We start from the raw sequence: 12297 nt of genomic DNA, 5'->3' as shown, positions 1-12297 counted from the left end.
CATGGCAGACGACCCCTTCGTCCTCGGCGGTACGACCTATGCGTCCCGGCTGATCATGGGGACGGGCGGCGCGCCCAGCCTCGACGTGCTGGAGCGCTCCCTGGTGGCGTCCGGCACGGAGCTGACGACGGTCGCGATGCGGCGCGTGGACGCGTCGGTGCACGGCTCGGTCCTGTCGGTGCTCGGCCGGCTGAACATCCGTGTCCTGCCGAACACGGCCGGCTGCTACACCGCGGGCGAGGCCGTGCTGACGGCTCGTCTGGCGCGTGAGGCGCTGGGCACCGATCTGGTCAAGCTGGAGGTCATCGCCGACGAGCGGACCCTGCTGCCCGATCCGATCGAGCTGCTCGACGCGGCGGAGACGCTGGTCGACGACGGCTTCACCGTGCTGCCTTACACGAACGACGACCCGGTGCTGGCGCGGAAGCTGGAGGACGTCGGCTGTGCGGCGATCATGCCGCTCGGCTCGCCCATCGGGTCCGGGCTCGGCATCCGCAACCCGCACAACTTCGAGCTGATCGTCGAGCACGCGCGCGTGCCGGTGATCCTGGACGCGGGAGCGGGCACGGCGTCGGACGCCGCGCTCGCGATGGAGCTGGGGTGCGCGGGGGTGATGCTGGCCTCGGCGGTGACGCGGGCTCAGGAGCCCGTCCTGATGGCGGAGGCCATGCGGCACGCGGTGGAGGCGGGGCGTCTGGCGCGGCGGGCAGGGCGTATCCCCCGGAGGCACTTCGCCACGGCGTCCTCTCCCGTGGAGGGCATGGCGGCTCTGGACCCCGAACGCCCGGCGTTCTGACCGAGGTCCGCCGGTCGTCGGTCTCCGCGCCGGTTTCCATGTCGGCTTCTGCATCGGCTTCCATGTCGATTTCCGGCCGGGCGGGTGTGCGGGTTGTCGCGTTGTGGCCTTGCGGTGACAGACAGGCGATGATCGGACATCTGGACGACGAACAGACATTCGTACATGCGATGCGCGTCACAGGTCGGCTGCAGTCGGGCCCCTGTATCGGCCGAACGGGACCTCGTGACAGTGGCGGCTCGTAGACTCACCTGCGTGGATACGACCCTTCAGGACCCGCTTGTCGGACACGTGCTCGACGGCCGCTATCGCGTCGACGCACGGATCGCGGTCGGCGGGATGGCCACGGTCTACAGGGCCTTGGACACCCGTCTGGACCGCGTGCTCGCGCTCAAGGTGATGCACCCGACGCTGGCCGCGGACGTCTCGTTCGTCGAGCGCTTCATCCGTGAGGCCAAGTCGGTGGCACGGCTGGCGCACCCCAATGTGGTGCAGGTCTTCGACCAGGGGACGGACGGGTCGTACGTCTATCTGGCCATGGAGTACATCGCCGGGTGCACCCTGCGCGACGTGCTGCGCGAGCGCGGCGCCCTCCAGCCCCGGGCCGCGCTCGACATCCTGGAGCCGGTGCTCGCCGCGCTCGGCGCGGCCCACCGCGCCGGGTTCGTGCACCGCGACATGAAGCCGGAGAACGTCCTGATCGGGGACGACGGGCGGGTCAAGGTCGCGGACTTCGGTCTCGTCCGCGCCGTGGACACGGTGACCAGCACGACGGGCACCGTCCTCGGCACCGTGTCGTACCTCGCCCCCGAGCAGATCGAGCACGGCACCTCCGACACCCGCGTCGACGTCTACGCCTGCGGAGTCGTCCTCTACGAAATGCTCACCGGCGTCAAGCCGCACACCGCGGACTCCCCCGCGCAGGTGCTCTACCAGCACCTCCACGAGGACGTGCCGCCTCCGTCGGCCACCGTGCCGGGCATGGCGTACGCGCTGGACGAGCTGGTCACCGCGGCCACGGCCCGCAATCCCGAGGTCCGCCCGGCCGACGCGGTGGCCCTGCTCGGCCAGGTCCTCGAAGCCCGGGCCGGTCTCACCGCCGAGCAGCTCGACGCGGTCCCGCCGGGCGCGCTGTCCGTGGGCCACGACAACGCCGACGACCGTACGAGCGTGATCCCGCGCTCGCTGTCCGTCCCCCGTCTGCTGCCCGTGAACGAGGACGACAACGCCCTCGACCGGACCAGCCGGTTCGAGCAGAGCAGCCCGTTCACCACCGCGCCGGTCGGGCCGCCGCAGGTTCCGGGCACGCGGCCGCGGCGCGGGATGATGCTGGTCGTCGCCGCGATCGTGCTGGTGCTCGGCCTCGGCGCCGGTGTCTGGTACATCAACTCGGGCCAGTTCACCAAGGTCCCGCCCGTCCTGGCGAAGACGGAGCAGCAGGCCAGGACCCAGCTCCAGGGTGCCGGGCTGGACGTCAAGCGGGTCAAGCACGCCTACAGCGACACCGTGAAGCGGGGCACGGTCATCAGCACCGACCCCGGTGTCGGCGAACGCATCCGCGACAACGACTCCGTGACCCTGACCGTCTCCGACGGCCCCCAGACGGTGAAGGTGCCGGACCTCAAGGGCCTCGCCCTGTTCAAGGCGAGAGAGGTGCTCAAGGGCGACGGGCTCGCCGCGGGCATGGTCACGCGCGATTTCAGCCAGGACGTGCTCAAGGGGTTCGTGATCGGTACGGATCCGGCGGCGGGCACCGAGCGGCACTCCGGCTCGGCGATCGCGATCGTCGTGAGCAAGGGCGCCCCGGTGGAGCTGCCCGACGTGACCGGCTCGTCGGTCGAGGACGCCACGGCGCAGCTGGAGGGCGCGGGCCTGAAGGTGAAGATCGCCGCGGAGCGGGTCAACTCGGAGTTCGACAAGGGCCAGGTCGCCCAGCAGACGCCGCGCGCGGGCCGTGAGGCCGCCACGGGGGACACGGTGACGCTGACCCTCTCCAAGGGCCCCGAGATGGTGGAGGTCCCGGACGTCGTGGGCGACAGCGTGGACGACGCCAAGAAGGCGCTGGAGGACGCCGGGTTCCAGGTCGACGAGGACCGCGGACTGCTCGGGCTCTTCGGCGACACGGTCAAGAAGCAGTCGGTGGACGGCGGCGACACGGCGCCCAAGGGCTCGACGATAACGATCCAGATCCGCTGAGCCGATCCGTCGCCGGGCCGGCGACATACGGCCTCCGACCGGGCAGCCGCTCGGAGGCCGCTCCCCCGCGAAGTCCGCGTACAGGTCCGCTCACGGGTCCCCCACGGGTCCGCCCGCGGGGTCCCCGACGGCGCGTGACACCCTGACGGGTGTGACCAGCAAGCAGCTCCGCAACCCCGTCGGCGGCCATGTCCCCGTGGCCGGCGGCCTCAACTCCGTCGGCCTGGCCTACGCCCGTGACCTCGCGGCCGAGACCGTCCAGGTCTTCGTCGCCAACCCGCGTGGCTGGGCGACGCCCGCCGGGAACCCGAAGCAGGACGAGGACTTCCGCGCCGCGTGCGCCGCCGGATCGATTCCCGCGTACGTCCACGCCCCGTACCTGATCAACTTCGGTTCACACACCGAGGCGACGGTCGAGAAGTCGGTGGAGTCGCTGCGGCACTCGCTGCGGCGCGGACGGGAGATCGGCGCCCTGGGCGTGGTCGTGCACACCGGGAGCGCCACCGGCGGCCGGGAGCGGTCCGTCGCCCTGAAGCAGGTGCGCGACCGTCTGCTGCCGCTGCTGGACGAACTGACCCATGACGACGACCCGTTCCTGCTGCTGGAGTCCACGGCCGGGCAGGGTTCCTCCCTCTGCTCACGCACCTGGGACTTCGGCCCCTACTTCGAGGCCCTGGACGCCCACCCCAAGCTGGGCGTCTGCCTCGACACCTGCCACATCTTCGCGGCGGGCCACGATCTGACCGGGCCGAGCGGCATGCACCAGACCCTCGATCTGCTGGTGGACACCGTCGGCGAGGGGCGCCTGAAGCTGATCCACGCCAACGACTCCAAGGATGTGGTCGGCGCGCACAAGGACCGCCACGAGAACATCGGCTCCGGCCACATAGGGGAGGACCCGTTCCGCGCCCTGATGACACATCCCGCCACGGAGGGCGTCCCGCTGATCATCGAGACCCCCGGCGGGAAGGAAGGGCACGCGGCCGATGTGGAGCGACTGAAGAAGCTCCGCGACGGATAGACCCGCGACCGGTCCCACAGCCGGTCCCGCAACCTCGGGAATACCCCAGGGGGGTATATGGTTCCTTCGGTGCGAAGGAGCCGTGACTCGACATTGGGGGATCTCATGCGGCACGAGGCACACGCGGACAGGCCCGCACACACGGACACGCACGTGGACCCGCACCACGCCCACCACGGGCCGGCCACGGCCACCTGGTCCATGGCCGCCCTGGCCACCTTGCACTGCCTCACCGGCTGTGCCATCGGCGAGGTTCTGGGCATGGTCGTGGGCACGGCGCTCGGGTGGGGAAACCTGCCGACGACGGTCCTGGCGATCGTGCTGGCCTTCTTCTTCGGCTACGCGCTCACCCTGCGCGGAGTGCTCCGGGCGGGCGTCGGCTTCCGCACCGCCTTCCGGGTGGCGCTGGCCGCGGACACGCTGTCCATCGCGGTGATGGAGCTGATCGACAACGGCGTCATCGTGCTGTGGCCGGACGCGATGGACGCACAGCTGGGCGACCTGCTGTTCTGGGGGTCGCTGGTGATCTCGCTCGTGGTGGCCTTCGTGGTCACGACCCCGGTCAACAAGTGGACGATCGGCCGGGGCAGGGGGCACGCCGTGGTGCACCGGTACCACCACTGACCTGCCGGGACACCGGCACCGGGGACGCGCGCCGGCACTCGGGCCAGGGGCTCAGAGCTCGGGACCGTCCCCGGGTTCCTCCTGGTAGGAGTACCGCTGCTCGCGCCAGGGGTCACCGACGTTGTGGTAGCCGCGCTCCTCCCAGAAGCCGCGGCGGTCGGCGGTCATGTACTCGACGCCGCGCACCCACTTGGGCCCCTTCCACGCATACAGATGCGGGACGACCAGGCGCAGCGGGAAGCCGTGCTCCGCCGTCAGCAGTTCGCCGTCCTTGTGGGTGGCGAAGATGGTGCGCTCGGACGCGAAGTCCGCGAGACGCAGGTTCGAGCTGAACCCGTACTCGGCCCACACCATCACATGGGTGACGGTGGGTGCGGGCGGGGCTATCTCCAGGATCGTACGGGCGGGGACACCCCCCCATTCGGCCCCCAGCATGCTGAACTTCGTGACGCAGTGCAGATCGGCCACGACGGAGGCGTACGGCAGGGCGGTGAACTCGTCGTGGGTCCAGCACTGCTTCCCGCCGTCGGCGGTGGCTCCGAAGACCCGGAACTCCCAGCGCTCGGGGCGGAACTTGGGTACGGGACCGTAGTGCGTGACCGGCCAGCCGCGCTGAAGTCGCTGTCCCGGCGGAAGCTCCGACTGTGCCGTTTCTCCAGATTCGCGCTCCACCGGCTGACCCATGACTCCATCCTGACAGACCCGGAACAGTGCCCATGACCAGCACGGCCAGGATCGGGGCAACTCGGAGTAAGCATGCACTTACTGGACGCTCCCGGACACCGGTGCAAAGATGCGGCGCAATCTGCCCAGTCCCCCGCATGGAAGGAGCCTCTGCGATGCAGGGCGACCCCGAGGTCATCGAATTCCTCAACGAGCAGCTGACCGGTGAGCTGACCGCGATCAACCAGTACTTCCTGCACGCGAAGATGCAGGAGAACTTCGGCTGGACCAAGCTCGCGAAGTACACCCGGCACGAGTCGTTCGACGAGATGAAGCACGCGGAGGTCCTCACCGACCGCATTCTCTTCCTGGACGGACTGCCGAACTACCAGCGGCTCTTCCATGTCCGGGTGGGGCAGACCGTCACCGAGATGTTCCAGGCCGACCGGCAGGTGGAGGTCGAGGCGATCGACCGCCTCAAGCGCGGGATCGAGGTGATGCGCACGAAGGGCGACATCACGTCCGCGAACATCTTCGAGTCGATCCTCGAGGACGAGGAGCACCACATCGACTACCTGGACACCCAGCTGGAACTGGTCGAGAAGCTCGGCGAGGCGCTCTACCTCGCGCAGCTCATCGAGCAGCCGGAGAGCTAGGCGGCTTCGGGCCGGCCGGCCTCAGGGCTAGGCGGCCTCGCGCCCCGCGGTCCCGTACTCGACGGCCTCGCGCTGATCGGCCCCGGCCTCCGCGAGGACCTCGGAGAGCACCGGCATGCCCTGGTCGGCCAGCTCACGGCGCGGACACGAGCCCCTGCCCAGCAGCGCCTGGATCCGGCGTACGCACGAACCACAGTCCGTGCCCGCCTTGGAGGCCGAGGCTATCTGCCGAGGAGTGCACGCGCCGTCCGCCGCGTGCTTCTTCACCTGCTGTTCGGTGATCCCGAAGCAACTGCAGACGTACACCCGGTTCACCTCCCGCCGGAATCGTTGGGTCACGCCGTCCCGATGATCGGTGAGGCTAACCTAACCTTACCCGTCACACAGGAACCACAAAAGTGGCGTGGGGCGCGGATCGTATGTGATCCGCGCCCCACTTCAGGTGCCTGTAACAGGCGTGACGCCTGTTGATCTCCTACTGGTCGCGGTACATCTCGGCGACGAGGAAGGCCAGGTCAAGGGACTGGCTGCGGTTCAGGCGGGGGTCGCAGGCCGTCTCGTAGCGCTGGTGCAGATCGTCGACGAAGATCTCGTCGCCGCCGCCCACGCACTCGGTGACGTCGTCACCGGTGAGCTCGACGTGGATACCGCCCGGGTGGGTCCCGAGACCCTTGTGGACCTCGAAGAAGCCCTTGACCTCGTCGAGCACGTCGTCGAAGCGGCGGGTCTTGTGGCCCGAGGCGGCCTCGAAGGTGTTGCCGTGCATCGGGTCGGTCACCCAGGCCACGGTCGCACCGGAGGCGGTGACCTTCTCGACCAGCTCGGGCAGCTTGTCGCGGACCTTGTCCGCGCCCATCCGCACGATGAAGGTGAGACGGCCCGGCTCACGGTCCGGGTCGAGGCGCTCGATGTACTGCAGCGCCTCCTCGGCCGTCGTCGTCGGGCCCAGCTTGATCCCGATCGGGTTGCGGATCTTCGACGCGAACTCGATGTGCGCCCCGTCGAGCTGGCGGGTGCGCTCGCCGATCCACACCATGTGGCCCGAGACGTCGTACAGGTGGCCCGTGCGCGAGTCGACGCGGGTCAGCGCCGACTCGTAGTCGAGGAGCAGCGCCTCGTGGGAGGCGTAGAACTCGACGGTCTTGAACTCCTCCGGGTCGGTGCCGCAGGCCCGCATGAAGTTCATCGCGTTGTCGATCTCACGCGCGAGCTGCTCGTAGCGCTGGCCGGACGGGGACGACTTCACGAAGTCCTGGTTCCAGGCGTGCACCTGGCGCAGGTCGGCGTAGCCGCCGGTGGTGAAGGCGCGCACCAGGTTGAGCGTGGAGGCGGACGCGTTGTACATCCGCTTCAGGCGCTCGGGGTCCGGGATGCGGGCCTTCTCGTTGAAGTCGAAGCCGTTGACCGAGTCGCCCCGGTACGTCGGCAGGGTCACGCCGTCGCGGGTCTCGGTGCCCTTGGAGCGGGGCTTGGAGTACTGACCGGCGATCCGGCCGACCTTCACCACCGGTACCGAGGCGGCGTACGTGAGGACGGCGCCCATCTGGAGCAGCGTCTTGAGCTTGTTGCGGATGTGGTCCGCCGACACGGCGTCGAAGGCCTCGGCGCAGTCGCCGCCCTGGAGAAGGAACGCCTCTCCCTTGGCGACGGACGCCATCCGGGCGCGCAGCTGGTCGCACTCGCCCGCGAAGACGAGCGGCGGATACGACGCGAGCTCCGCGATCACATCGCGCAGAGCCTCGGCATCGGGGTACTCGGGCTGCTGCGCCGCGGGCAGGTCTCGCCAGGTGTTGCCAGCGCTCGCGCTGGACTTAGCGTTCACGGTCACCCGGACAACATTACGGGGTCGTGTCGGGCGTCCCATCCACATGCCCATCAAGTGAGACGAACCGCGCTCGATCGACGACTCCCCGGGCGGCCGTACGGCGGCCGCCCGGAGAGAAGACGGCCGGTGCCTAGTCCACGTCGAGCCGGTCACGGTCGATGGAGATCCGTACACCGCCGTGGGTCTCGGTCGTGTCGCCCACGTACTGGTGGACGCGCTGGTGCTTGTTCCACAGCGTCGAGGGGATCGAGGAGTCCGACGTGCTCGACACCCGGTTCCAGCGGGCGAAGTGGATCACGTCGGGCAGGGTGACGCGGCTCTTGTTGGCGATCAGGTCGGACACCAGGGACGAGGTGTTGCCGTACGCGCCGGAGCGGTAGCCGAGTGCGTGCAGGCGCACGGTGTACGCCTGGAGGTAGGCGAGCACCGAGTCGGTGACCTTGCCTCCGGGCTCGTAGTGCTCCAGGTCGAGATAGAGCACCGTGCCCTTGCCGAAGCCCAGCGCGGCCGCCTGCTTGACGGCGTCGTCGGCGCCCGCGGTGCCCTGCGACACCGGGCTGGTGATGGCCGCGCAGCCGCCTCCGCAGCTGCCGCCGTCGGAGGAGGGCTGCCGGCCGACGTACAGCGGGAAGAACCGCCAGCCGCGTGTGTACTGCGTCCGCACCCAGTCGGCGGTCAGGTGCTGCTGGGCGCAGGCGCGGTTGAGACCGCCGATGTAGACACCGATGGCACCGTACGGGGAGTCGTCGCGCCAGGCGTCCATCGCCGACTGGCTCGGGGCGGTGCAGGCGTCGAAGCCCTCGCCACGGAAGGAGGTCGCGTCCTTCGGCAGCGGGGCCACCGCGCGCTGCTGCGCGGGTTCCTCGCGCCGGGCGGCGGCGACAGGCAGTCCGGCGCTGCTCAGGACGTCCTGGATGCGCGCGCGGTCGTATCCGTAGGCCGCGGTGACGGCGATGCGGTCGGCGGTGGCCCGGTAGGTGCGGGCCGTCGGGTTCTCCGTGACGGCCCTGGGGGCCACGGGGGCGGGCTGGACCAGCAGCGCCTCGGTACGGCCGCTGGCCCTGGCCGGGCAGTTCTGGTCGGTGCCGGGGGTGCCGAGATAGACGGCGTGCCGGTCGAAGCGGACACAGGTGTCGGGATGTTTCTTCAGGTCCACGATCCGCCAGGAGTCGGGGACGGTGAAGATGTAGCCGCGGTAGGCGACCTGGGTGAGGTCCTCGGCGTCGCCCGTGCGCGGGGCGGAGCTCGCGGGGACGAGCGGCCCGGCGGCGAGGGCCGCCGCCGCGAGGAGCACGGTCAGGGTGCGGGCGCCCTTCCGGCGGGGCTGGGACGAACGGACTGCGTGCATGGTTCTCGTTTCTCGGTGCGTTCGGTCTGTCTGGCCATCCATGGCCGGTGACCGGACGGTCGGAACGCCCCGCGGGACCGTTTCACGCTGTTGCCCGCCCCTCACCGTCGGGTAAGGTGCGGCGCATGTTCGCGCATTCGAACCAGAACTGGTGGTGGACCGCTCATCCGGCGGCCCACTGACTGCGCGTAGACACGACTTCGCGAAGGCCGCCCGAGGGCGGCCTTCGGTGTTTGCGGACCCGGGCCGTTCCTCTCCGAGATGCACGATTCGAGAGAAGGACCGCACCGATGAATCTGCTCGACCTGCTGGACGATCCCCGTCCCTTCGCCCTGCTGCGCCGCCGCACTCCCGGCCGCGACCACGACGTGGTCGAACTGCTGCTGGGACCGGTGCGCGAGGTGGAGCGCCTCGCCGACATCCCCGACGAAGGACTCGCGCTGATCCCGTTCCGGCAGATCAGGGAGCGCGGCTTCGACGTCCGCGACGACGGCACCCCGCTCGCGGTGCTCACCCCCGAGGAACGCCACGAACTGCCGCTCGCGCGGGCGCTGGCCCAGCTGCCGGCGCACGACGTACGGGTCGAGGGCGGCGGCTTCGACGTCGGTGACGAGGAGTACTCCGGGATCGTCGAGCGGGTGCTGCGGGAGGAGATCGGGCGCGGCGAGGGCGCCAACTTCGTGATCCGGCGGACGTACGAGGGCCGGATCCCGGGGTTCGGACGGGCCGACGCCCTGGCGCTGTTCCGCCGGCTGCTGGTCGGCGAGCGGGGCGCGTACTGGACGTTCGTCGTGCACACCGGGGAGCGGACGCTGGTCGGGGCGAGCCCGGAGGTGCACGTGCGGATGTCCGCCGGGACGGTCGTGATGAACCCGATCAGCGGGACGTACCGCTACCCGGCCGGGGGGCCGACGCCCGAGGACCTGCTCGCGTTCCTCGCCGACGGCAAGGAGATCGAGGAGCTCTCGATGGTCGTCGACGAGGAGCTCAAGATGATGTGCACGGTCGGGGACATGGGCGGGGTGGTGATCGGGCCGCGGCTCAAGGAGATGGCCCATCTCGCGCACACCGAGTACGAGTTGCGGGGCCGCTCCTCGCTGGACGTGCGGGACGTGCTGCGGGAGACCATGTTCGCGGCGACCGTCACCGGCTCGCCCGTGCAGAACGCCTGCCGGGTCATCGAGCGTCACGAGGTGGGCGGGCGCGGCTACTACGCGGGGGCGCTGGCGCTGGTCGGGCGGCAGCGGGAGGACGGGCCGGACGGCGGGCCCGGGGCGCAGACCCTCGACTCCCCGATCCTCATCCGCACGGCCGACATCGACGCGGACGGCCGGCTGCGGGTGCCGGTCGGCGCCACCCTCGTACGGGGATCGGATCCGGCGGGCGAGGTCGCCGAGACGCACGCCAAGGCGGCGGGGGTCCTGGCGGCACTCGGGGTGCGGCCCGGCCGGCCGCGCCCGGACGGCGCCCGGCCGGGGCTGGGCGACGATCCGCGGGTGCGGGCGTCGCTGGACGGGCGGCGGGCCTCGCTGGCGCCGTTCTGGCTGCGGATGCAGGAGCGGTCCCAGGAGCTCGCCGGGCACGCGCTGGTCGTGGACGCCGAGGACACCTTCACCGCGATGCTCGCGCATGTCCTGCGCTCGTCCGGGCTCGATGTGACGGTGCGCCGGTACGACGAACCGGGGCTGCGCGAGATCGTCCTCGCGCACGAGGGGCCGGTGGTCCTCGGCCCGGGTCCCGGCGATCCCCGCGACGCGGCGGACCCCAAGATGCGCTTCCTGCGCGGCCTGACCGCCGAGGTGCTGCGTGAGCACCGGCACGGCGTCCTCGGTGTCTGCCTCGGCCACGAGCTGATCGCGGTCGAGCTGGGGCTGGACATCGTCCGCAAGGACGTGCCCTACCAGGGCGCGCAGACGCGTGTGGACCTCTTCGGGCGGCCCGAGACCGTCGGCTTCTACAACAGCTTCGTGGCGCACTGCGACGACGAGACGCAGGCGGAGCTGTCGGCGCACGGCGTCGAGGTCAGCCGGGCCGCCAACGGCGAGGTGCACGCGCTGCGAGGTCCCGGCTTCGCGGGCGTGCAGTTCCACCCGGAGTCGGTGCTGACGCTCAACGGCGCGGCCGTCGTACGGGAGCTGACGGGTCAGCTGCGCGGCACGAGCACGTTCTCCGAGCGGCGGCCCTCGGTGTAGTCGAGGACGTTGGCGGCGGTGGCGTCGACGATCTGGCCGACCGCGTCACGGGTGTAGTAGGCCTGGTGCGAGGTGACCAGGACGTTCGGGAAGGTGACCAGGCGGGCCAGGGTGTCGTCCTCGACGGTTTCGAGGGACTTGTCGAGGAAGAACAGTCCGGCCTCCGCCTCGTACACGTCGAGGCCGACACCCGTGAAGCGGCCCTCGCGCAACTGGGCGACGAGGGCCTGGCTGTCGATCAGGCCGCCGCGGCTGGAGTTCACCAGGATCGCGTCGTCCTTCATCATGCGCAGGGCGTCGGCGTCGATGAGGTGCTGGGTCCCCGGCATCAGCGGGACGTGCAGGGTGACGAGGTCGGACTCGGCGAGAAGGCGCTCCTTGGAGACGTACGTCATGCCGAGTGCGACGCACGCCGGGTTCTCGGCGATGTCCCAGCCGAGCAGCTTCATGCCGAAACCGTGGGCGATCCGGGCGAAGACCTCGCCGATCTTCCCGGTACCGACGACTCCCGCGGTGCGGCCGTGCATGTCACGGCCCATCAGCCCTTCGAGACGGAAGTCGAAGTCGCGGGTGCGGTTGGACGCGCGCACGATACGGCGGTTGACGGCCAGGCCGAGGGTCCAGGCGAACTCGGCGACGGAGTAGGGCGAGTAGGACGAGACCCGGGCGACCGTCATCCCGAGGCGCTCGGCGACGTCGAGGTCGATGTTGTTGAACCCGGTGGAGCGCTGGGCGACCAACTGCGTGCCGCCGGCCGCCAGGGTCTGCAGAACGCGGTGTCCCAGGGCGCAGTTGACGCTGGTGGACACGGCCTCGTAGCCGGTGGCGATGGGTGCGGTGTCCTCACTGAGGAAGACGTCGAGGCAGCGGACCTCGTGGCGTCCCTCGAAGGCCTTCTCGATCAGGGGCTTCTCGTCGGACTGGACGCCGAACGCCAGGATCTCCACCGGTCTCTCCCGTGCTGGGGTACGGGCCG

At 70.4% G+C, this 12297-nt stretch carries 12 protein-coding genes; 7 read left to right on the top strand and 5 right to left on the bottom strand.

Annotated elements, in window-relative coordinates; genetic code table 11:
* The first annotated feature begins 1 nt into the window (after position 1).
* The 4 genes from OG780_RS30005 to OG780_RS29990 all read left to right on the top strand — a co-directional run bounded on the left by OG780_RS30005 (position 2) and on the right by OG780_RS29990 (position 4637).
* Positions 2-796, top strand: coding sequence for a thiazole synthase (locus OG780_RS30005; RefSeq protein ID WP_326788276.1), 795 nt, complete (start codon positions 2-4; stop codon positions 794-796).
* 255 nt (positions 797-1051) lie between these two features.
* Positions 1052-2992, top strand: a complete 1941-nt coding sequence (gene pknB / locus OG780_RS30000; protein ID WP_328453368.1) for a Stk1 family PASTA domain-containing Ser/Thr kinase — start codon at positions 1052-1054, stop codon at positions 2990-2992.
* Positions 2993-3143: 151 nt separating this feature from the next.
* Complete coding sequence (locus tag OG780_RS29995; protein ID WP_328453366.1) at positions 3144-4013, top strand: deoxyribonuclease IV; 870 nt, start codon at positions 3144-3146, stop codon at positions 4011-4013.
* Between the two features lie 105 nt (positions 4014-4118).
* The gene (locus tag OG780_RS29990) at positions 4119-4637 is read left to right on the top strand and encodes a DUF4396 domain-containing protein (RefSeq protein ID WP_328453364.1); all 519 of its coding nucleotides are present in this window, start codon (positions 4119-4121) and stop codon (positions 4635-4637) included.
* A 51-nt stretch (positions 4638-4688) separates the two neighbouring features.
* Here the strand turns inward: OG780_RS29990 and OG780_RS29985 are convergent, their stop codons facing one another.
* Positions 4689-5321, bottom strand: coding sequence for a sulfite oxidase-like oxidoreductase (locus OG780_RS29985; RefSeq protein ID WP_326788273.1), 633 nt, complete (start codon positions 5319-5321; stop codon positions 4689-4691).
* A gap of 155 nt (positions 5322-5476) precedes the next feature.
* Between OG780_RS29985 and bfr the strand changes: the two genes are divergently transcribed.
* Complete coding sequence (gene bfr, locus OG780_RS29980; protein WP_326788272.1) at positions 5477-5956, top strand: bacterioferritin; 480 nt, start codon at positions 5477-5479, stop codon at positions 5954-5956.
* 27 nt (positions 5957-5983) lie between these two features.
* Here the strand turns inward: bfr and OG780_RS29975 are convergent, their stop codons facing one another.
* The 3 genes from OG780_RS29975 to OG780_RS29965 all read right to left on the bottom strand — a co-directional run bounded on the left by OG780_RS29975 (position 5984) and on the right by OG780_RS29965 (position 9129).
* Positions 5984-6271: a (2Fe-2S)-binding protein gene (locus OG780_RS29975; RefSeq protein WP_328458480.1), complete on the bottom strand. Its 288-nt coding sequence runs from the start codon at positions 6269-6271 to the stop codon at positions 5984-5986.
* Between the two features lie 160 nt (positions 6272-6431).
* Positions 6432-7784, bottom strand: a complete 1353-nt coding sequence (locus tag OG780_RS29970; RefSeq protein WP_328453361.1) for a class II 3-deoxy-7-phosphoheptulonate synthase — start codon at positions 7782-7784, stop codon at positions 6432-6434.
* Between the two features lie 127 nt (positions 7785-7911).
* Entirely contained in the window at positions 7912-9129 is a 1218-nt protein-coding gene (locus OG780_RS29965) for a glycoside hydrolase domain-containing protein (protein ID WP_328453359.1), read from the bottom strand.
* Positions 9130-9254: 125 nt separating this feature from the next.
* Here OG780_RS29965 and OG780_RS44700 point away from each other — a divergent pair, with 125 nt between their 5' ends.
* Positions 9255-9311 (top strand): trp operon leader peptide, encoded by a 57-nt coding sequence (locus OG780_RS44700; RefSeq protein WP_101392327.1) that lies wholly within the window; start codon positions 9255-9257, stop codon positions 9309-9311.
* A 108-nt stretch (positions 9312-9419) separates the two neighbouring features.
* On the top strand, positions 9420-11321 hold the full coding sequence (locus OG780_RS29960; protein ID WP_328453357.1) for an anthranilate synthase family protein: 1902 nt from the start codon (positions 9420-9422) through the stop codon (positions 11319-11321).
* On the opposite strand, the gene OG780_RS29955 is transcribed toward OG780_RS29960, so the two are convergent.
* Entirely contained in the window at positions 11273-12268 is a 996-nt protein-coding gene (locus tag OG780_RS29955) for a 2-hydroxyacid dehydrogenase (RefSeq protein ID WP_328453355.1), read from the bottom strand. The genes OG780_RS29960 and OG780_RS29955 overlap by 49 nt on opposite strands.
* Between the last annotated feature and the right edge of the window lie 29 nt (positions 12269-12297).

Source organism: Streptomyces sp. NBC_00386 (assembly GCF_036063235.1).
Classification (GTDB): Bacteria; Actinomycetota; Actinomycetes; order Streptomycetales; family Streptomycetaceae; genus Streptomyces.
This window is presented reverse-complemented; position numbering and strand designations above follow the sequence as displayed.